We start from the raw sequence: 20759 nt of genomic DNA, 5'->3' as shown, positions 1-20759 counted from the left end.
TAAAATCGTTTAGCGGTTTCCTCCCATTCCGCTGGACGGTGTTCCCCTCTGAAGGTTCAAACCTTCTTTTGGCCGGGCCGCATTCGAGCCCGGCCATTTTTTGTCCTGGTCCCGGACAGCGCAAAACCTATGCTGCAAAAGGCCGGCGTGGAGGAACAGGATATCTTCCCGAGTTGCGCGGACCGTCCGATCCTGAGTTTAGGATTCGAGCGCTAGTGCTCGACTGTATCGATCGGTCGAAACGACTTTCATGACACAAAAACAATTGCACCTCGGCGCCTTCATGCGCCCCGTCAGCCTGCATACCGGCGCCTGGCGCTATCCGGGCGCCTATGCCGACGCCAATTTCAATTTCGCGCATCTGAAGCGCTTCGCCCAGACCTTGGAGGCGGCGAAGTTCGACGCCTTCTTCATGGCCGACCATCTGGCCGTTCTCAACATGCCGATCGAGGCGCTGCGGCGCAGCCACACGGTCACCTCGTTCGAGCCGTTCACGCTTTTGTCGGCGCTCGCCGCCGTCACCGACCATATCGGGCTGGTCGCCACCGCATCGACGACGTTCGACGCGCCCTATCATGTTGCCCGCCGCTTCGCCTCGCTCGACCATATCAGCGGCGGACGCGCCGGCTGGAACATCGTCACCACGTCCAATCCGGATGCGGCGCTCAATTTCGGCCTCGACGAGCATGTCGAGCATGACGAGCGCTACCGGCGGGCCCGGGAATTCTACGATGTCGTCACCGGCCTGTGGGACAGCTTTGCCGACGATGCCTTCATCCGCGACGCCGAAAGCGGGTTCTATTTCGACCCGGCCAGGCTGCATGTGCTCGACCACAAGGGTGAGCATCTCTCGGTGCGCGGCCCACTCAACATCGCGCGGCCAATCCAGGGCTGGCCGGTCATCGTGCAGGCCGGCGCCTCGGAGGCAGGACGCCAACTGGCGGCGGAGACAGCGGAGGTCATTTTCGCCGCCCATGCCGATCTCGCGGCGGGGCAGCGCTTCTTCGCCGACGTCAAAGGCCGTGCGGAAAGGCTTGGCCGGTCGCGTGACGACATCAAGATCCTGCCCGGCGCCTTTGTCGTTGTCGGCGACAGCATCGAGGACGCGCAGGCCAGGCGGGCGAAGCTCGACAGTCTCGTCTACTACGAGAGCGGCATCGCCTCGCTGTCGATCGCCATCGGACATGACGCGTCCGGTTTTGATCCCGACGCGCCCTTGCCCGAAATCCCCGAGACCAATGCCTCGAAGAGTGGCCGCGAGCGCGTCATCGAACTGGCACGCGAGGAGAACCTGACCGTCAGGCAGCTTGCGCAAAGGCTGGGCGGCTATTCCGGCCTTGCTTTTGTCGGCACGCCTGAAACAATCGCCGACGAGATGGAGGAATGGCTGATCGGCGAGGGTTCCGACGGGTTCAACATCATGTTTCCATACCTGCCCGCCGGGCTCGATGATTTTGCCGAGAAGGTGGTGCCGGAATTGCAACGGCGAGGGATCTTCAGGCGGCAATATGAAGGGTCGACACTGCGCGAGAATCTCGGCCTGAAGCGTCCGCCCAACCGGTTTTTCGAGTAGAGCCTTCTTCGCAGGGAGATTTTCGATGTCGATCCAGTCCAACACCCGCATCGTGCTCGCGGCGCGGCCACAAGGCCGGCCAAAGCCGGATGATTTCCGCATCGAGACGGTTGATGTCGTCCAGCCGGGAGAGGGCGAACTGCTGCTGCAGATCCTCTATCTGTCGCTCGATCCCTATATGCGCGGGCGCATGAACGCTACGAAATCCTATGCCAGGCCCGTCGATGTCGACGGCGTGATGGAAGGCGGTACCGTTGCGCGCGTCGTGATCTCTCGCCACCCGGAATTTACCGAAGGGGATATCGTGTTGTCCCATTCCGGCTGGCAGAGTTTTGCCTTGTCCGACGGTGTCGGGCTGCGCAAGCTGGATCCCGCTGCGGCACCCATCACTACGGCGCTTGGCGTGCTCGGCATGCCGGGCTTCACGGCCTATGCCGGTCTGCTCACCATCGGGCAGCCGAAGCCTGGCGAGACGGTCGTCGTGGCGGCCGCCAGCGGCGCGGTCGGGTCGGCCGTTGGCCAGATCGCGCGCATCAAGGGCGCGCGTGCCGTCGGCATTGCCGGCGGTGCCGACAAGTGCGCCTTCGTGCGAGACGAACTCGGCTTCGATGCGGTCGTCGATCACCGTGCCGATGATTTTGCCGAGCAGTTGAAGGCAGCCTGCCCCGGTGGCATCGACATCTATTTCGAGAATGTCGGTGGTCCTGTCTGGGACGCGGTGTTTCCGCTGCTGAACGAATTTGCGCGTGTGCCGGTCTGCGGGCTGATCGCGCAGTACAACGTCATCGCGGATGCCGGCGTCGACCGGTTGCCGGTATTGATGCAGCAAGTGCTGCACCGCAGCCTGACGATCAGGGGGTTTATCCAGCGTGAATTTGTCGACCAGCGCCCGGCCTTCTATCGTGAGATGGCCGAATGGATATCGTCCGGCCGCGTCCGCTACAGGGAAGATATCGTCGATGGCATCGAAAATGCACCACAGGCCTTTCTCGGCCTTCTCGATGGCAAGAATTTCGGCAAGCTGATCGTGCGTATCGCGGAATAAATGCCGCGCAACGATCAGGCGGGGCTGCTTGGGTAATTTCTGCCGCAGCCGTGGCCGCGGGGCGTGATTGCCAGCAGCCGCCGATCAGCCGGTTGCCCCGGCTGCCGATGACGCTGAGCGGCGAGAAACGCAACTTGCCGATCTGGGCGATGGTCGCGGCGTCGCGCTCGCGCAGGCTTGGATTGCTCACGGCACGGTTTCTGTCTCGAGTGCCGGCAGTGCCGCCGCCAGCCGGTCCGCCCATTCCTCGATGCCGGACCGTGTCGACAAAAGATCCTGCCGGATCTCGACGAGGACGGCGGCGATGCCGCGATCGTCGCCATGAATGGGCACGGCGTAGTCGGCGTCGCGGCTGATCACATAGGGCACGTTGGCCGCGACATTGAGCGCCGCATCGGTGCGCAGGCCCGAAAGGATCGCTTCGGCGAGACCTCTTGCTTGGTCATGCAGCACGCCGGCATGCCAGGGCCTGCTGACGCCGAGGAAGACCGGCGTGAAAGAATGGATCGTCACGATCCGCGTCTGCCGGCCTGCTTGTGCCCGGCGGTCGAGATAAGCGGTCACCCGGTCATGGAACGGCGAAAAGATGATCTCGGCGCGCCGGGTCCGCTCCGCCGCATCGATGCCGACATTCCCGGGAATGTCGGTGTCTTCCGACAGTACCGGAATGCTGCCTGGCGTGCCCAGTGGCCGGTTGAGGTCGATCAGCAGCCGCGAATAGCCGCTGAGGAAGGCCGGAGCATCGAGCTTCGACGACAGCAGGCGGGTCACTTCGGCGGCGCCGATATCCCAGGCGATGTGGCGCTGCAGATGGTGGGCATCGAGGCCAAGCTGTCGATACTCGACCGGCATGTGGTTGGACGCATGCTCGCACAACAGCACGATATCGGAACGGCCGTGCTCGTTAAGGGCCTCGACGGCCTCGGGCCAATCTTTTTTTGTCACTGCGGTCATCAATAGAGCGTCCGGTAGAGATCGCAGATGGAGGCCGGATCGAGACCGGCAAGACGCTCGGCTTCATGTCGCTTGAGGCCGACGAAGGTTTCGATGAAGACGGGCGCGAACCATCCCGTCACGGTGCCGTCGGCCAGCAGCGCGTCCAGTGCCGCGGGCAGGGTTTCGGGCAGGCGCACCAGACCAAGACTTGCCCGCTCCGCCTCGCTCATCAGTGTCGGGTCGCCGGTGACCAAAGGTGGCGACGGCAGGCCCGCCTTCAGCCCTTCCAGCCCGGCGCGGATGACCGCCGCCAGCGACAGATAGGGATTGCCGGTGGCGTCGGCGGCCCGGTATTCGATGTTGTATTGCCGCGCCGGATTCCGTCCGCCGATCGTCACCGTCGGGCAGATGCGCAGCGACGCCTCGCGGTCGCGGTCGGCAAGCCAGGTGTAGGAAGAACTCCAGCTGTGCGGCTTCAGCCGGTAGAAGGACGACACGCTCGACGCCGTCATGGCGGTCATCCCAGGCAGATGGCGCAGCACGCCGGCACAGAAGGCGCCCGCTTTGGCGGAAAGGCCGCCCGCCAGTGCCGGATCGTAAGTCATCGGCTTGCCGGCGTCGTCGACGAAGCTGAAATGGATGTGGACGCCGTTGCCGACGGCGGTTAGCGCTGTCTTGGGGGCGAAGCTCGCACGCCAGCCGGCATTGCGCGCCAACTCGCGCGTGATTTCGCGGATGGCGACGGCGCGGTCGGCCGCCGTCAGCGCGTCCGCCGGCTCGTGCGTCACCTCGAACTGCTCGTCGCCGAATTCGGCGATGACCACCTCGGGCACGACGCCGGCTTCCTCGAGCGCCGCCATCAGATTCGGCGCGAAAGGATCGGCGCGGCGCAGTGCGGCGAAAGACATTGAATGCGCCTGTGCGAAGCCGCCGTCGGCGACGTTGAATTCATGCTCGAAGGCGGCGATGACCGACAGGCCGGTTGCGGCTTTCAAATCGGCCAGCGCGTCTTTGAGCATCGTGCGGGTGCAGCCGAGCCATGGGCTGCCGTCGAGCTCGACGATGTCGCCGGCGATCATATCGAATGGCGTTGCCGATCCGGTGCGTGTCGTGCGAAAGCGCGCCTCGAGATCGGGGATCAGCCGCAGGTCGCCCGACGAGCCCCAGGGGTTGGGATCGACGATCGAGTTGAACGGTGTCAGCGACAGATTGGCCTGCAGCCAACCGACGCCGGTCGTGGCGGTCTTCTGCAACTTGCTTTCGGCAACGAAACGGCCCCGCGTGACGGCGGAGAGATCCGTGGTGACGACGGCAACCAGAGGCTCGACAGTCGACGTCATGCCGGTTTTCCCAAAGCGTTGAAGCGGTCGACGACCGTGTCGGTGTCGGCCACCCAGCAGTAGCCGCCGAAGGCCTTGAGCGCGATGTCGTGGCGTTCCTGGGTGATGGTGGCGCAGGCATCCGATACGCAGGTGACAAGATAGCCGCGGTCGGCGCCGTCGCGCACCGCCATGTCGACGCATTGATCGGTCAGCACGCCGACCACGACGAGATAGCGGATGCCGAGGTTCTTGAGGAGATAGTCGACATTGGTCGAATTGAAGATGCCCGACGACGTCTTCGGCAGCATGATCTCGTCGCCAACCGGCGCCAGCGATGCCACCGGCAGTCCTTCGGGGAGACTGGGCGCAACATGGATCGGTGTCAGCTTGTGGTCGAGCGAGCGCTCACGGCCGTCTTCGGTCAGGCTCTGAATGATGGTGTGCAGCACCTCGACGCCATTGGCCCGCGCCGCCGCCAGCAGGCGCTCCTGGTTGGGGATCGTCTGCGAGGATGTCTGCCGGTAAAAATAATGATCGGGGCCGCGTTCCGGATGCGATGGATCGGCGCCCGGCTCCAGCCAGATGCGCTGCATGTCGACGAGCAGCAGTGCCGTTTCGCCGGCACGGAAGGCTTCGTCTCGTTTGGGTAGGGCCTGGGTCATGCTTTGTCGTCCTGCTTTGCTGATTTGGGTCCCGGTGTCTTGCGGGGGCCGGGTGTTTTGCGCGCGCCGTTCTCTTGCGGGTCGCTGTCGAGCGTCACGGCATTGGCATGCCGCACCTTTTCGAGTCGCTCGATGCGGGCGCGGGCCTCGTCGCCCAGCGTCGAAACGATATGGGCGACCAGCGCTTCCATCTGTGCGATCGCCGGCGCCAGCGTGTCGTAAGGTGAGGCGACTTCGAGCGGGCTGACGATGGTGACTTCGGCGAGATCTGATATCGGCGACAGCCATTGGTCGGTGAACAGGAGGATGCGCACATCGAGGGCCGCCGCCTGTTTTGCATAGGCCATCACATCGAGCTGGTAGCGGCGGTAGTCGAAGACGACGAGCACGTCGCGCCGGCCGAGGTCGGCCAGCGTGTCGAAGATCTGCGGAGAGAGCACGCCGAGATCGCGAACCCCGGAGCGGAACTGCACGAGATAGCCGGCCAGCATGCCGGCGATGTGGCGGCTGAACCGGCCGCCAACCAGCACGATCTCGCCCTTGGCCTCCATCAGCAAGCGGGCCGCCCGCTCGTAAGTCTGGACGGGTGTCGCGGCGGTGGCTTTCTGCAAGGCCGTGGTGACGCTATCGAGATAGGCCAGCACGGCGCTGTCGTTGGAACCGCTCTGCCGCTTGGCCTCCATCATCAGCAGCGGCGAGTGCAGTCTTGCCTCGACTTCGGCCAGAAGCCTCGCCTGGAAATCCGGAAACCCTTCATAGCCGAGCTTCATCACCAGCCGCACCACGGTTGGATCGCTGACGCCAGCGCGCCGGGCGAGCGATGAGGCGGTACCGAGGCCGGAGGTCGGATAGTCCGTCAACAGCAGTCGGACGATCTTCTCCTCCGACGGCGTCAGCGCAAGATCCCCGCGCATCAGAACATCGCGTATCGCCATGGGCCTCCCCGGAATCCGTGTTCTCTTGTTTTGTCGAGTTTATTACAGAGATTTAAATCTCGGTCAACAATGAAGAGATGTTGACATTGCGCGATCGCTGGCCCTACCTTGTCGAAAAGCAGCCAAGAGACTGTGGGGAACAGCCATGCGAAATGGAAGCGACGTCATCGTCGTCGGTGCCGGTATTGTCGGATCGAGCGCGGCCTATGATCTGGCCAAAGCCGGTGTGAAGGTCACGCTGGTCGAGCAGACCCATCCCGCCGGCGGCCCGTCGGGCAGATCGTCGGCGCTGCTGCACGCCTTCTACCTGATGCCGGAACTGTCGCAGCTATCCATCCGTGGCCGAGAGATCCTGGTGTCGCTGCCCGAAGTCGCGGGCGAAGGATCCTTTGTCACCGAAATCGGCATGATGTGGGTCTGCGGCAACGACAACAAGGCGAGCTGGACGTCGGCAGCCGAACGCATCCGCGGCGAGGGCGCGCGCATCGAGACATTGTCGCCGCAGGCATATGCCGATGCCGCACCGGGCTTTGCCCTGGACAATCTCGCCGTCCTGGTATCCGCGCAATCCGGTGCGCGACAGCGCGCCGACCTGGAACTTTGCCGTCGTGCATTGTCATGGACATCCGGTGCCGCTCGACGATCACGGCACCGCCCGGCATCTCCTGCAGCTTGTCGACGTGCTGGAGAAGGATCGCGACGATCGCTGGCGCATGCGTGAGCTCGGACCAGGCGGCATGGAGCGACGCATACCTGGTATCATAGGGTTTGACCTGCCGATCGGGCGGCTCGAAGCCAAGTTCAAGATGGGCCAGGATGAGCGCCTCTACGACACAGGCGGAGCCATCAGGGTGCTGGAGCAAAACGATCCGGCGCTGGCAACGATGATGAAGGCGCACAACGCGCATCGCCAGGACTGAGCGCCTGCATGCGGCAAGGAAAAGAAAAATGATCCCCAATCTCAACATCGTGCCCTTCGTCAGCGTCGATCATATGATGAAGCTGGTGCTGAAGATCGGCGTCGAACGCTTCCTCGTCGAACTCGCCGGCTACATCGAGGATGATTTCCGCCGCTGGGAGCTGTTCGACAAGACGCCGCGCGTCGCCTCGCACAGCGCCGAGGGTGTCATCGAACTGATGCCGACCAGCGACGGCGAGGTCTACGGCTTCAAATATGTCAACGGCCATCCCAAGAACATGCGCGAGGGACGCCAGACCGTGACCGCCTTCGGCATGCTCGCCGACGTCCACAATGGCTACCCGGTATTGCTGTCCGAAATGACCATCCTGACGGCGCTGCGCACGGCGGCGATGTCGGCTCTGGCCGCCAAGTATCTGGCGCCGGCCGGCTCCAGCTGCATGGCGCTGATCGGCAACGGCGCCCAGGCCGAATTCCAGGCGGTGGCCTTCAAGGCGCTGCTCGGCGTCGACAGGCTGAGGCTTTACGATATCGACCGCACGGCCACCGAAAAATGCATCCGCAATCTCGCCGGTCTAGGCTTCGACATGGTCGCTTGCGGCACCGCGCAGGAGGCGGTCGAAGGGGCTGACATCATCACCACCGTCACCGCCGACAAGCAGTACGCCACTATCCTCACCGACAACATGGTCGGCTCCGGCGTGCACATCAACGCGGTCGGCGGCGACTGCCCCGGCAAGACCGAATTGCATCGCGATATCCTGCTGCGCTCAGACATCTTCGTCGAATACCCGCCGCAGACCCGTATCGAGGGCGAGATCCAGCAGCTTGCGCCGGATCATGAGGTGATCGAGTTGTGGCAGGTGATGTCAGGCGCCGTGCAAGGCCGGCGCGATTCCGGCCAGATCACGCTGTTCGATTCGGTCGGCTTCGCCATCGAGGATTTTTCGGCGTTGCGCTATGTCAGGGATCAACTGCGCTCGACCGGCCTCTACCAGGAACTCGACATGCTGGCCGACCCCGACGAACCGCGCGATCTGTTCGGCATGCTGTTGAGGGCGGCCCAGCAGGGTTGAGGCATAGAGTGTTCAGCCAGCCGAACCCCACATGGCATCCGGCACCACCACCAGCTTGCCGACGAAATCCTTGGCAATGAAATCCGCCTGCGCATGGTGGAAATCGGAGAGCTTGTAGACGCCACCGACCAGCGGCCGGATTTTCTTCGCCTCGATGTAACCAACGATGCGACGGAAATCCGCGCGCGTGCCCTGGCTCGAACCATGCAACTGCAACTGCTTGAGATACATGGTCCTGAGATCGAGTTGCACGACCGGACCGGCAATCGCGCCCGCGGTCGTGTAGCGGCCTTCGGGCCTGAGAATACGCAAGAGGTCGTTGAAGATCGCGCCGCCGACCAGGTCGGCCACCACGTCGATCGGTTGGCCACCGGTCGCTTCAATCACGGCTTGCGGCAGGTCTGCGACGCCACGGGTGATGACCGCCTCGGCGCCGATGTCCAGCACCGCCTGTTCCTTGCCCTTGCCGACGACGGCATAGGGAATGGCGCCGCGCGCCCGTGCCAGTTGCACGATGCCGGAACCGACGCCGCCCGAGGCGCCGGTGACCAGCACGCGCTCGCCGGCCTTCAAGCCGGCGCGCTCCAGCATCTGTTCACCGGTCAGGTAAGCGCAGCAGAAGGTGGCGAGTTCGACGTCGCTCATGTCGGTATCGACGACATGCGCATTCTCGGCCGGCACGGCCTGGTATTCGGCGTAGCCGCCGTCGCGGCCGTGGCCCATATAGTCGATGTCGGCGAGCGAATCGTCGTCGCGATTGTAGATGGAGAAATCGACCATCACCCGTTCGCCGATACGCTCCGGCGACACGCCTTCGCCGACGGCGGCGATGGTACCGACGGTGTCGGTGCCCTGGATGCGCGGGAAAACAAGCGTGTTGCCCTGGCGCCGCCATGTCGACACGGCGGCAGCGTCCTCCTCCGTGCCATAGGCGCCCTGGCGCACCCAGACATCGGTGTTGTTCATGCCGCAAGCGCTGACCTTGACCAGCACTTCACCTGGCGCAGGCGCGGGCACTTTCACATCGCTGCGGTAGACGAGTTTTTCCGGCCCGCCGTGCCCGACAAGCAGCACGGCGGCCATGGTGGCGGGGAGGGTTCTGGTCATGGCATTCATAGTCGATCTCAGAGATTGGCAAACACGCTCTTGACCGCATCGGCGGTCTTCGACACGACGATGTCGGCTTCCTCGCGGGTCAGGCAGAGCGGCGGCGCGAAGCCAAGAATGTCGCCCTGCGGCATGGCGCGGCCGATGACGCCGCTTGCGGCAAGCGCTGTCGCCACCTGCGGTCCGATCTTCTGCGAAGCGTCGAAGAACACCCGGTCGTCCTTGTCGGCAACGAATTCCACCGCTGCCAGCATGCCGTCGCCGCGGACGTCACCGACATTCTTGTGGCCGCCGACCGCCTTGGCCAGCTCGGCGCGGAAATAGGCGCCGGTCTCCTTGGCATTTGTCACAAGATCCATCTCGTCGATCAGCTCGAGATTGGCGACGCCGGCGGCAACGCAGATCGGATGTGCCGAATAGGTCCAGCCATGGCCGAGCGAACCGAGCTTGTCGGAGCCCTCAACCAGCACCTGCCACATCTTGTCGGCGACGATGACGCCCGACAGCGGCGCATAGGCCGAGGTCAGGCCCTTGGCGATGGTGATCAGGTCCGGCTTGATGCCGTAATGGTCGGAGCCGAACATGGTGCCCAGTCGGCCGAAGCCCGTCACCACTTCGTCGGCGACCAGAAGCACGTCGTACTTCTTCAACACCGCCTGGATCTTTTCCCAATAGCCGGCCGGCGGCGGCACGATGCCGCCGGTGCCGAGGATCGGCTCGCCGATGAAGGCAGCGACGGTTTCCGGGCCTTCGGCCAGGATCATCTCCTCGAGCTTGTCGGCACAATGCTGCGAAAACTGCTCCTCGCTCATCGAGCGGTCGGCGCGGCGGAAGTAGTAGGGTGCCTCGGTGTGCAGGATCGGCGCGCGCGGCAGGTCGAAGGCGTTGTGGAACAGGTCGAGCCCGGTCAGCGATCCCGTCATCACGCCCGAGCCGTGATAGCCGCGCCAGCGCGAAATGATCTTCTTCTTCTCCGGCCGGCCGAGCACGTTGTTGTAGTACCAGATCAGCTTGATGTTGGTTTCGTTGGCATCCGAACCGGAGAGGCCGAAATAGACCCGCGACATGCCCTGCGGCGCGCGATCGATGATCATCTTGGCCAGCGTGATCGAGGCCTCGGTACCGTGGCCGACATAGGCGTGGTAATAGGCGAGGTTCTTCGCCTGGGCGGCGATGGCGTCAGCGATCTTCTGGCGGCCGTAGCCGACATTGACGCAATAGAGCCCGGCGAAGGCATCGAGGCTCTTCCTGCCATTGTTGTCCCACACGGTGACGCCTTCACCGCCGGCCATGATGCGTGTCGGGCTTTCGCCCCGCGCATGCGTGCCCATATGGGTCGAGGGATGGAAGAAGTGGTCGCGATCCCAGGCGGCGAGTTCGTTGGACTGGTCGAGCATTTTTTAACTCCTTGAGGGATGGCAGGACGAACCTAGGCGACGTCCAGACAGAGATACTTCAGATCGGTGAAGGCTTCGAGCCCGTGGCGCGAGCCTTCGCGCCCGATGCCCGATTGCTTGACGCCGCCGAACGGGATCGGCGCGCCGGTGATCTTGACGCGGTTGATGGCGACCATGCCGTAGTCGAGCGCGCGGCCCATGCGCTGCTGCCGGCCACCATTCTCGGTCACGACATAGGCGACGAGGCCATACTCGGTGGCGTTGGCGCGGGCAATCACGTCATCCTCGCTGTCGAACGGCGTCACGGCGGCAACCGGGCCAAACGTCTCCTCGCGCATGATCAGCGCTTCCTCACTGACATCGGCCAGCAGCGTCGGCTGGTAGAACAGCGGGCCGGCCTGGTGCCGCTTGCCCCCGGTGAGGCAGCGCGCGCCGTGAGCGATGGCATCGGCGACCTGTTCCTCCACCTTCTTGATGGCGCGCTCATGCATCAGCGGCCCGATGTCGATCTTCTCGGCTAGGCCATTGCCGGTCCGCAGCGTCTCGATGCGCTTGGCGAAGGCGGCGCAGAACCGATCGTAGATCGGACGCTGGACGTAGATGCGGTTGGCGGCGAGGCAGTCCTGGCCCGACGTGGCGAATTTGGCGTCGATGGCGATATCAACCGCTTTGTCCAGATCTGCATCGGCAAAGACGATCAGCGGGGCATGACCGCCAAGCTCCATCACCAGCCGCTTCATGGTCGGCGCGCTCTGGGCGGCGATCAGCCGGCCGATCTCGGTCGAGCCGGTGAAGCTCATGGCACGCACGCGCGGATCTTCGCACATCCGGCCGACGATCGTCGAAGCCTTGCCGGTGACGATGTTGAAGACGCCCACGGGCAGGCCGGCGCGTTCGCCGAGTTCGGCCAGCGCCAGCGCCGACAGCGGCGTTTCCGAGGACGGATGCGCGACGATGGTGCAGCCGGCGGCAAGGGCGGCGGCCGCCTTACGGGTCAGCATGGCCGACGGAAAATTCCACGGCGTGACGACGCCGACGACGCCGAGCGGCTCGCGCCGCACCATCATCTCGGCGTTCGGCAGATGGCTAGTGACGCTCTCGGCGTTCAGGCGTTTTGCTTCTTCGGCATACCATTCGACGAAGGAGGCGGCGTAGTCGATCTCGCCCAGCGATTCCTGCAGAGGCTTGCCCTGTTCAAGCGTCATCAGCAGAGCCAGATCATCCTTGGCGCCGACGATCAGCTCGAACCATTTTCGTAAAATTTTCGAGCGCTCCTGCGGCAACAGCGCCCGCCAGGCCGGGAAGGCGCGCGCCGCGGCATCGATCGCCTTTGTCGTCTGCCGGCCATCGAGCGCGGCGACGAAAGCGACGGTCGTGCCGGTGGCCGGATCGGTGACCTCGAAGCTTTCGGCAGCCTCGCTTGCGGTCCAGTGGCCATCGACATAGGCCAGTTCGCGCAGCAGCCGGCGGTCGGCGAGGCCGTCGAGCGCTTCATGGCGATGCGAGCGGGCGAAATGCGCGGACATGGTCAAAGCCTCCCGGTTCGGACTGATAAGGGAAGACTATCCGCCCGATGCAGATAGAGAGGCTGTTTGGAAGTCCTGACGTAGAGAGACTCTCTCTATCGGGTTGCCCGGCGAGAGAATCTCTCCGCTCCTATGACGACGCCGGCAAAAGCTCTGCGATGGGCAGCGCCACCTCGTCCTTCACGGTCTTGATGACGATGTAGGTGAAGTAACGATCGATGCCGATCTCGCGGTCCAGCAAGCCATCGACCAGCCGCTGATAGGCGTCGATGTCGCGCGCCATTACTTTCAACAGATAGTCGACGCCGCCGCCGACAGACCAGCAGGCGACGATCTCGGGAACATCGCGTATAACGCGCTCGAAGCGGTCGAAATCGGCCTGGCGGTGGTTTGCCAGCGTCACCTCCATCAGCACGGTGGCAACGGGTGCCACGACGCGCATGGCGATCCTGGCGTGATAGCCCGAGACGATGCCGGCCTTTTCCAGCTTGCGCAACCGCATCCAGCACGGCGTCGGAGACAGGCCGACCTGCTCGGCCAGCGCCAGCTTGGTGATGCGTCCGTCGCGCTGGATGGCGTCGAGGATTTTCAGGTCGATCGGGTCGAGTTTCGCTGATGTCATCAGGGCTCACTTTTTCGTCCGAGTACCATGACGGCGCATTATTTCGATTGTCAATTGCACTGATTTCGATCTCTAATAAGTCATGACATTGTGGCAACCCGATCCCGCGCTTATCCGGCGGCCGGCCTATCAGTCGCTGGCCGACCAGTTCGCGCGCGCCATCCATGACGGACGCCTTGCCAATGGCGCGCGGTTGCCGACCCATCGCAGGCTGGCCGACGACCTCAAGCTTTCGGTGCAGACGGTTAGCCGCGCCTATGAGGAACTGATCCGCCGCGGCCTGATTTCGGGCGAGATCGGCCGCGGCAGCTTCGTCCAGACGCAGCGCCGCGAGCCCGAGCCGCCCTATCTGCCGGAGCGGCTCGGTGAAGTCATCGACCTTTCGATCCTGAAACCGGTCTGCGAGCCGATGCATCTTGAGCGGCTGAAGCAGGCACTGGGATGGCTGGCCGAGAACCTGCCGTCGAGTTCAGCACTTTCGTTCCGGCCCAACATGGTGTTTCCCCGCCACCGCGCGGGGGCGGTCGAATGGTTGAGACTGTGCGGCCTCGATGCATCGCCGCAGAACATCAGCCTGACCAACGGCGCCACCGCCGGCATGACAGTGGCGCTGATGAGCGTCGCGCCGCCGGGCTCTACGGTCGCCACGGAGGCGATCGGCCACCATACGCTGGTGCCGTTGGCACGCTATCTCGGCTTCAACCTGGAAGGCCTGCCGATCGACGACAACGGCCTGATTCCGGAAGCGCTGGACGAGGCCTGCCGGCTTTCCGACATCCGCGCGGTCTTCGTTCAGCCCTCGGTCATCAATCCGACGGCGACGCTGATGGATGCGCGGCGGCGAGAAGAGATCGCGGCGGTCGCGCGCAAGCACGATATCGCCATCATCGAGAACGATGTGCTGGGTCCGCTGGTCGAAGACCGGCCGCCGCCGGTTGCCGCGTTCGCGCCGGAGCGCACGCTCTACGTCACCTCCTTCACCAAGATCACCGTGCCCGGCCTGCGCATCGGCTATCTGGCCGCACCCGACCGCTACGTCGCCGCCGTCGCCAACCGGCATCTGGTTTCGAACTGGATGGCGACGCCGCTGGTGGCCGAGATCGCCACCAAATGGGTGACCGACGGCACGGCGATGGAGCTTGTCCACTGGCAGCGCGCGGCTTTGCGGCGCCGGCAGGATATTGCAGCGCAGGTGCTGGCGGGGGTCGACTATCGCGCCCGGCGAGACGGGCTGCATGTCTGGCTTCAACTGCCCGCGGACCGTGCCGAGGAAAGCTTTGTCGCCCAGGCCCGCCTGCAAGGCGTGGCTATCGCGCCCGGAACATCCTTCCGTATTTCGGGTGCGCCCTGGCATCCGGCGGTGCGTATCTCGCTGGGTTCGACCACCGAGGGGGAACTGCGCGCCGGCCTCGGCGTTGTCACCAAGCTGCTGCTTGGCGATCCGGAGCATCTGCTGCTCGCAATCTAGGTCCGGTTTGCCCGGAAATTGTGGGGAATCAGAATAATTGTCATGATATTATTTTCCCAATTGACATGATTTGGCGCGTTCCGCATCGTTAAGGGGCATAGGCTTCTCCAGCACGGGGAAATACATTTGTCCGCACCAGCGCCCATCATCAAGATCGACAGCATCTCGAAAAGCTTCGGCAGCTTCAAGGTGCTGGACGGCCTGTCGATGCAAGTCATGCCCGGCGAGAAGCTGGCACTGATCGGCCCATCGGGTTCGGGCAAGACGACGATCCTGCGCATCCTGATGACGCTGGAGCGCATCGATGGCGGTCATATCCAGATCGACGGCGAGCAGCTCTATCACATGGAGCGCAATGGCCAGCTGTTGCCCGCCGATGAGCGGCATCTGACAAGGATGCGCCAGAAGATCGGCATGGTGTTCCAGCTGTTCAACCTGTTTCCGCACAAGTGCGTCATGGACAATGTCACGCTGGCGCCGATGCTGACCAAGGGCACGCCGCGTGCCGCCGCCGAAAAGCGGGCGATGGAACTGCTCGAAATGGTCGGCATGGCCGACAAGGCCAAGAACATGCCGGCGCAGCTGTCCGGTGGGCAGAAGCAACGCGTGGCGATCGCTCGGGCGCTGGCGCTGTCGCCGAAGATCATGCTGTTCGACGAGGTGACGTCGGCGCTCGATCCAGAGCTGGTCGAGGAGGTGATGAACGTCATGCGCAAGCTCGCCGCCGAGACCGACATGACCATGCTGCTGGTCACCCACGAGATGGGCTTTGCCCATGATTTCGCCGACCGGGTGCTGTTCTTCGATCGCGGCAGGATCGTCGAAGAAGGCAAACCGGACGAGATTTTCCGCAATCCCAAGCAGGAGCGCACGCAAGGTTTCCTGAAGAAGATCATCGCGGCCGGACATCGGGTCTGACCGCAATGCCCAGGGCGACGAAGTCGTCCCGAGGCGGCGAGGGCCGCCATGCAACAAAGCAAGACAAGAAACAAGGAGTTGGGAACAATGAACAAACTTGGCATTCTGGCCGGCGTTGCCGGTCTTGCACTGACGGCGGTGCTGGCCGCCTCGATCCCCGGTTCGGCCGATGACAGCAAGCTCGAGCAGCTCAAGGCGCAAGGTTTCGCCCGCCTCGCCATCGCCAACGAGCCGCCCTATACGGCGGTCGCCGCCGACGGCAAGGTTTCGGGTGCCGCGCCTGATGTGGCCCGCGAGATATTCAAGCGGCTCGGCGTCGCCGACGTTGCCGCTTCGATCTCCGAATATGGCGCCATGATCCCCGGCCTGCAGGCCGGTCGCTTCGATGTCGTCACCGCCGGCCTGTTCATGAAGCCGGAGCGCTGTGCTGCGGTCGCCTATTCGGAACCCGTGCTGTGCGACGCCGAGGCGATGCTGGTGAAGAAAGGCAATCCAAAGGGTTTCAAGAGCTATGAGGATGTCGCCAAGGATACGACTGCGACCATCGGCGCGCCGGGCGGCGGCACTGAGGAGAAGCTCGCGCTCAATGCCGGCGTGCCACGCGATCGCGTCATCGTCGTGCCGGATGGCCAGAGCGGCGTGAAGATGCTCCAGGATGGCCGCATCGACGCTTATTCGCTGCCCGTCCTGTCGATCAATGATCTGGTCAAGAAGGCCAACGATCCGAACCTCGAAGTCATCGCTCCGGTGCAGGGCGCACCGGTCTATTGCGACGGCGCCGCTTTCAAGAAGGGCGACGAGGCACTGCGCGACGCCTTCGATGTGGAACTGGCCAAGATGAAGAAATCAGGCGAGTTCGCCAAGATCATCGAGCCCTACGGCTTCTCGGCGGCAGCCGCGATGTCGACCAGCCGCGACAAGCTCTGCGCGGCGAAGTGATTCTTCCTTCTCCCCGTTCAACGCGGAGAAGGTGTCACGAAGTGACGGATGAGGGGCGGCGCCATACCTTCGCAAGTTCGCGCCCCTCATCTGCCTGCCGGCATCTTCTCCCCGTGAACGGGGAGAGGGAGCTAAACCCAACGTTGGAAACCGAATGACCCAGTGGTCCGGCTATTTCGGCCTGATATTGCAGGGAGCGCTTGTCACCATCGAGCTGACGCTGATGGGGTCGGTGCTGGCGCTGATCATGGCCTTCCTCGCCGGCATGGGGCGCGTGTCGCGCTTCTTTGCGCTGCGTTGGTTGGCCACCGCCTACATCGAGTTCTTCCGCGGCACCTCGATCTTCGTGCAGTTGTTCTGGGCCTATTTCGTGCTGCCCTTCATCGGCATTTCGCTGACCCCGTTGCAGGCCGGCGTGCTGGCGCTCGGCCTCAATGTCGGCGCCTACGCCGCCGAAGTGGTGCGCGGTGCCATCCAGTCGATCGGCCGCGAACAGTATGAGGCCTGCACAGCGCTCAATCTCGGCCGCTGGCAAGGCATGCGCCACATCATCCTGCCACAGGCGCTGCTGGTGATGCTGCCGACCTTTGGCAACAATGCCATCGAATTGCTCAAGGCGACCGCCGTGGTGTCGCTGATCTCGCTCACCGACCTGACCTTCCAGGCGCAGGTGGTGCGCGCCCAGACCGGCAACACCCTGGTGCCGTTCACCACCATCCTGATCATCTATTTCATCCTCGCCCTGCTCATCTCGTGGGGCGTGCGCTCGCTGGAACGCCGCATGGCGCGCGGCCTCGACGGGGTGCGTGCCTGATGGCCAACTCCCTTCTGATAAATTGGGCTTGCTGATGGAGTGGGATTGGAACTTCGTCTGGGAAATCATGCCGACGCTGATCCAGGGGGTGAAGATCACCATCCTGGCGACGCTGCTCGGCTCGGTGCTGGCGGCGATCGTCGGGCTGGGCATTGCGCTGGCGCGCCGCTCGCCCAACAAGGCGTTGTCGCGCACGGTCGGCTGGGCGGCTGAATTCATCCGCGGCACGCCGCTACTGGTGCAGCTCTATTTCATCTTCTACGTGCTGCCCGACATCGGCATCCTGCTGCCGCCGCTGGTCGCCGGTGTCATCGGGCTCGGGCTGCACTACGGCACCTACACGGCTGAGGTGTATCGTGCCGGCATCGACAATGTGCCGCGCGGCCAATGGGAGGCCGCCAAGGCGTGCAATCTGAGCGCCAGTCAGACCTGGACCCACATCATCGTTCCGCAGGCTATCCCACCGATGATTCCGGCGCTCGCCAATTACTTTATCGCCATGTTCAAGGAAACGCCGCTGCTGTCGGCGATCACCGTGCTGGAACTGATGAACCAGGCCAAAAGCGTCGCCAACACCTACTATCGCTATATCGAGCCGATCACCCTGGTCGGTGCTTTCTTCCTGGTCATCAGTCTGTTTTCGGTCGTGTTGCTGCGCTGGCTGGAACGCCGCTACGGCAAGATCGAGAGGTAACCGATGAAACCCTTGCCCGAGATCAAGGTATATCCAAAACGGCCGGCACTGGATGCGCGTCCGCTGGAGCGGCGCATCGGCCTGATCATCCTGGCCACCGACCACACCAGCGAACCGGATTTCCGCCGCATGGTGGCGAGCGAACGCGTCGGCGTCTATGTCGCGCGCATTCCCTATGCCAACCCGACGACGCCCGAAAACCTGCGCAAGATGCAGCCGGCGCTGACGGCGGGCGCGGCCCTGATCCTGCCGGATGAGCCACTCGATGCCGTCTGCTATTCCTGCACTTCGGCCTCGGTGGTGATCGGCGATGCCGAGATCGAGGCGGCGATCCAGGTCGCAAAGCCCGGCGTGCCGGTAATCACGCCGCCGATGGCGGGCGTGCGCGGGCTGCGTGCGCTGGGCGCAAGCAAGATCAGCATCCTCACTCCCTACACGGTCGAGACATCCAGGCCGATGGCCGCCTATTTCGCGGCGCACGGCTTCGAGATCGCCAGCTTCACCTGCCTCGGTTTCGAGGACGACCGCGAGATGGCGCGCATCGCACCGGCGGCCCTCGTCGAACTGGCGCGTGAGGCGACCGACGCCAGCGCCGATGCGCTGTTCGTCTCCTGCACGGCGCTGCGTAGCGCCCTCGCGGTCACCGGAATGGAAAAAACTATTGGACGTCCCGTGGTGACCAGCAACCAGGCGACCGCCTGGAATTGTCTGCGGCTGTGCGGAGATGACACGCCGCGTCCCGAATTCGGCCGTCTGATGACGCAGCCATTTGCCGCCTGATTGATGATCATGACACAGGTCACTCTTGAGCACATTCGCGCCGCGCGTGAGCGCATTGCCGGCAAGGTCGAGCGCACGCCGACCGTGCTGTCCCAAAGTCTTTCCGAAGAGCTGGGCGTCCCCATCCACCTCAAGCTCGAACACCGGCAGACCACCGGCAGCTTCAAGCTGCGCGGCGCCTCGAATGCCGTCGCTTCGCTCAGCACCGCGGAGAAGGCGCGTGGCGTGGTCGCGGCCTCGACCGGTAACCACGGCCGCGCGCTGGCGCATGCGGCGAAGCTTGAGGGCATGCGCGCCGTGATCTGCATGTCGCGGCTGGTGCCTGAAAACAAGCTCGACGGGATCCGCCGGCTGGGCGCGGAGGTTCGCATTATCGGCAACAGCCAGGACGATGCCCAGCAGGAGGTCGATCGGCTGGTGGCGCAAGAGGGGCTGGTCATGCTGCCGCCCTTCGACCATCCCGACATTGTCGCCGGGCAAGGCACGCTCGGGCTTGAGATGATCGAACAGGCTCCGGATGCTGCCCTCGTCCTGGTGCAGTTGTCGGGTGGCGGGCTCGCCTCAGGCGTTGCCGCGGCCATCAAAGGCGTCAGCCCCGGCACAAAGATCATCGGTGTCTCGATGGCTCGTGGCGCGGCGATGAAGGCCAGCCTCGATGCCGGCCGCCCGGTGCTGGTGGAAGAATTGCCGACGCTGGCGGATTCGCTCGGCGGCGGCATCGGCCTCGACAACCGGCTGACCTTCGCCATGTGCCGCGACCTGCTCGATGGTATCGTCCTGCTTAGCGAGGACGAGATCGCCGCCGGCATCCGTCACGCCTATGCGCGCGAACGCGAAATCGTCGAGGGCGCCGGCGCGGTCGGCATCGCCGCGCTGCTCGCCGGCAAGGTCAGGTCGGACGGGCCGGTGGTCGTGCTTCTCTCCGGCCGCAACATCGATATGGACGCGCACCGCAGGATCGTCTGCGGCGAGGCGCCATCGCTCAAGGAGCACGCCGCATGAGCCGGATGACGATCCTCACCGAGCAAGAATTGCGCGCGATCGTGACACTCGATCTCGATGCCGTCGCCTGCGTCGAAAACGCCTTCCGTGCGCTTGCCACCCTGCCGGTGGCGATGCCGCCGATCCTGCGGCTCGACATTCCCGAGCATCGCGGCGAGGTCGACGTGAAGACCGCCTACGTGCCTGATATCGACGGTTTCGCCATCAAGATCAGCCCCGGCTTCTTCGACAATCCGAAGCTCGGCCTGCCCAGCGTCAACGGCATGATGGTGCTGCTGTCGTCCAAAACCGGGCTGGTCGAAGCACTGCTGCTCGACAACGGCTATCTCACGGATATCCGAACCGCTGCTGCCGGCGCCGTCGCCGCCAAACATCTGTCGCGGCAGGACTCGTCAGTTGCCGCGATCTTCGGCGCCGGCGTCCAGGCCGGGTTGCAATTGGAAGCCCTGATGCTGGTGCGGCCGATTGCCGAGGCGCGCATCTGGGCGCGCGATGTGGCAAAGGCCGAGGCAACCGCCGGAGCCCTGCGCGAAAAGCTCGGCATTCTCGTGCATGCCGAGCCCGACGCGGCAAACGCAGTTGTCGGCGCCGACATCATCGTCACCACCACGCCTTCGACCGAGCCGCTGATCAAGGCGGGTTTCGTTTCCGCCGGCCAGCACATCACGGCGATGGGCTCCGACGCCGAGCACAAGAACGAGATCGCGCCGGCAATCCTGCGCATGGCCGACCTCTATGTCGCCGACAGCGCCCGTCAGACGCGGCGGCTGGGTGAGCTGCATCACGCCATCGCGGCGGGCGTGATGGCCGCTGACGAAGAGGTGACCGAACTTGGCCAGATCATCGCCGGTAAACGGCATGGTCGGCGCTCGGCCAGCGACATCACCATCGCCGATCTGACCGGCACCGGCGTTCAGGATACGGCGATAGCTACGTTCGCCCGCGATCGGGCGCGGGTGGCCGGTTCCGGGGCCATTTTCGAAAGCTGATGCTGGCCAAGGCGTGATCCGGAAGAGTGGGAACC

General features: G+C 64.1%; 20 protein-coding genes and 1 pseudogene. 13 read left to right on the top strand and 8 right to left on the bottom strand.

The window, feature by feature from the left end; genetic code table 11:
• The first annotated feature begins 250 nt into the window (after positions 1-250).
• Positions 251-1573 (top strand): LLM class flavin-dependent oxidoreductase, encoded by a 1323-nt coding sequence (locus LB559_RS27735; protein ID WP_063172791.1) that lies wholly within the window; start codon positions 251-253, stop codon positions 1571-1573.
• A gap of 25 nt (positions 1574-1598) precedes the next feature.
• Entirely contained in the window at positions 1599-2618 is a 1020-nt protein-coding gene (locus LB559_RS27730; protein ID WP_024502301.1) for an NADP-dependent oxidoreductase, read from the top strand.
• 186 nt (positions 2619-2804) lie between these two features.
• Here LB559_RS27730 and LB559_RS27725 read toward each other — a convergent pair whose 3' ends face one another.
• From LB559_RS27725 to LB559_RS27710, 4 genes are read right to left on the bottom strand one after another with little or no spacing between them, the layout of a single operon-like run.
• Entirely contained in the window at positions 2805-3572 is a 768-nt protein-coding gene (locus tag LB559_RS27725) for an N-formylglutamate amidohydrolase (RefSeq protein WP_024502302.1), read from the bottom strand.
• Entirely contained in the window at positions 3572-4894 is a 1323-nt protein-coding gene (locus LB559_RS27720; RefSeq protein ID WP_224675455.1) for a glutamine synthetase family protein, read from the bottom strand. The genes LB559_RS27725 and LB559_RS27720 overlap by 1 nt, the downstream gene beginning before the upstream one ends.
• Positions 4891-5538, bottom strand: coding sequence for a cysteine hydrolase family protein (locus LB559_RS27715; RefSeq protein ID WP_013530318.1), 648 nt, complete (start codon positions 5536-5538; stop codon positions 4891-4893). Before LB559_RS27715 ends, LB559_RS27720 begins: the two co-directional genes overlap by 4 nt.
• Positions 5535-6473 carry a MurR/RpiR family transcriptional regulator gene (locus LB559_RS27710; protein ID WP_224675454.1) on the bottom strand — a complete coding sequence of 313 codons (939 nt, stop codon included), beginning with the start codon at positions 6471-6473 and terminating at the stop codon, positions 5535-5537. The genes LB559_RS27715 and LB559_RS27710 overlap by 4 nt, the downstream gene beginning before the upstream one ends.
• Before the next feature lie 145 nt (positions 6474-6618).
• Between LB559_RS27710 and LB559_RS27705 the strand changes: the two are divergent.
• The 3 genes and pseudogenes from LB559_RS27705 to LB559_RS27695 form a co-directional block, all read left to right on the top strand.
• Positions 6619-6984: pseudogene (locus LB559_RS27705) on the top strand (FAD-dependent oxidoreductase); the annotation flags it as partial.
• A complete protein-coding gene (locus LB559_RS27700) occupies positions 6983-7393 on the top strand; it encodes an FMN-binding negative transcriptional regulator (RefSeq protein WP_318014187.1) in 411 nt (136 codons plus the stop codon). The pseudogene LB559_RS27705 and the gene LB559_RS27700, both read left to right, overlap by 2 nt.
• Before the next feature lie 28 nt (positions 7394-7421).
• The gene (locus LB559_RS27695; RefSeq protein WP_064994643.1) at positions 7422-8468 is read left to right on the top strand and encodes an ornithine cyclodeaminase; all 1047 of its coding nucleotides are present in this window, start codon (positions 7422-7424) and stop codon (positions 8466-8468) included.
• A 12-nt stretch (positions 8469-8480) separates the two neighbouring features.
• Here LB559_RS27695 and LB559_RS27690 read toward each other — a convergent pair whose 3' ends face one another.
• From LB559_RS27690 to LB559_RS27675, 4 genes are all read right to left on the bottom strand, one after another.
• Positions 8481-9584 carry an alcohol dehydrogenase family protein gene (locus LB559_RS27690; protein WP_013530321.1) on the bottom strand — a complete coding sequence of 368 codons (1104 nt, stop codon included), beginning with the start codon at positions 9582-9584 and terminating at the stop codon, positions 8481-8483.
• A gap of 8 nt (positions 9585-9592) precedes the next feature.
• The gene (locus LB559_RS27685; RefSeq protein ID WP_063170117.1) at positions 9593-10972 is read right to left on the bottom strand and encodes an aspartate aminotransferase family protein; all 1380 of its coding nucleotides are present in this window, start codon (positions 10970-10972) and stop codon (positions 9593-9595) included.
• Positions 10973-11004: 32 nt separating this feature from the next.
• Positions 11005-12498 carry an NAD-dependent succinate-semialdehyde dehydrogenase gene (locus LB559_RS27680; RefSeq protein ID WP_224675452.1) on the bottom strand — a complete coding sequence of 498 codons (1494 nt, stop codon included), beginning with the start codon at positions 12496-12498 and terminating at the stop codon, positions 11005-11007.
• A 130-nt stretch (positions 12499-12628) separates the two neighbouring features.
• Positions 12629-13120: an Lrp/AsnC family transcriptional regulator gene (locus LB559_RS27675; protein ID WP_013530324.1), complete on the bottom strand. Its 492-nt coding sequence runs from the start codon at positions 13118-13120 to the stop codon at positions 12629-12631.
• 82 nt (positions 13121-13202) lie between these two features.
• Between LB559_RS27675 and LB559_RS27670 the strand changes: the two genes are divergently transcribed.
• The 8 genes from LB559_RS27670 to eutC all read left to right on the top strand — a co-directional run bounded on the left by LB559_RS27670 (position 13203) and on the right by eutC (position 20724).
• Positions 13203-14588 carry a PLP-dependent aminotransferase family protein gene (locus tag LB559_RS27670; RefSeq protein ID WP_224675451.1) on the top strand — a complete coding sequence of 462 codons (1386 nt, stop codon included), beginning with the start codon at positions 13203-13205 and terminating at the stop codon, positions 14586-14588.
• A gap of 126 nt (positions 14589-14714) precedes the next feature.
• Positions 14715-15506 (top strand): ectoine/hydroxyectoine ABC transporter ATP-binding protein EhuA, encoded by a 792-nt coding sequence (gene ehuA, locus LB559_RS27665; RefSeq protein ID WP_027162225.1) that lies wholly within the window; start codon positions 14715-14717, stop codon positions 15504-15506.
• Between the two features lie 87 nt (positions 15507-15593).
• Positions 15594-16445 carry an ectoine/hydroxyectoine ABC transporter substrate-binding protein EhuB gene (gene ehuB, locus LB559_RS27660; RefSeq protein ID WP_013530327.1) on the top strand — a complete coding sequence of 284 codons (852 nt, stop codon included), beginning with the start codon at positions 15594-15596 and terminating at the stop codon, positions 16443-16445.
• Positions 16446-16599: 154 nt separating this feature from the next.
• Positions 16600-17259 (top strand): ectoine/hydroxyectoine ABC transporter permease subunit EhuC, encoded by a 660-nt coding sequence (gene ehuC, locus LB559_RS27655; RefSeq protein WP_013530328.1) that lies wholly within the window; start codon positions 16600-16602, stop codon positions 17257-17259.
• 34 nt (positions 17260-17293) lie between these two features.
• Positions 17294-17953 (top strand): ectoine/hydroxyectoine ABC transporter permease subunit EhuD, encoded by a 660-nt coding sequence (gene ehuD / locus LB559_RS27650; RefSeq protein ID WP_024502312.1) that lies wholly within the window; start codon positions 17294-17296, stop codon positions 17951-17953.
• A 3-nt stretch (positions 17954-17956) separates the two neighbouring features.
• On the top strand, positions 17957-18733 hold the full coding sequence (eutA, locus tag LB559_RS27645; protein ID WP_224675450.1) for an ectoine utilization protein EutA: 777 nt from the start codon (positions 17957-17959) through the stop codon (positions 18731-18733).
• A gap of 9 nt (positions 18734-18742) precedes the next feature.
• Positions 18743-19735 (top strand): hydroxyectoine utilization dehydratase EutB, encoded by a 993-nt coding sequence (eutB, locus tag LB559_RS27640; RefSeq protein WP_224675449.1) that lies wholly within the window; start codon positions 18743-18745, stop codon positions 19733-19735.
• Positions 19732-20724: an ectoine utilization protein EutC gene (gene eutC / locus LB559_RS27635; protein ID WP_027162221.1), complete on the top strand. Its 993-nt coding sequence runs from the start codon at positions 19732-19734 to the stop codon at positions 20722-20724. Before eutB ends, eutC begins: the two co-directional genes overlap by 4 nt.
• Positions 20725-20759: the final 35 nt, after the last annotated feature.

It is taken from the genome of Mesorhizobium sp. BR1-1-3 (assembly GCF_020165455.1).
GTDB classification, from domain to species: domain Bacteria; phylum Pseudomonadota; class Alphaproteobacteria; order Rhizobiales; family Rhizobiaceae; genus Mesorhizobium; species Mesorhizobium ciceri.
This window is presented reverse-complemented; position numbering and strand designations above follow the sequence as displayed.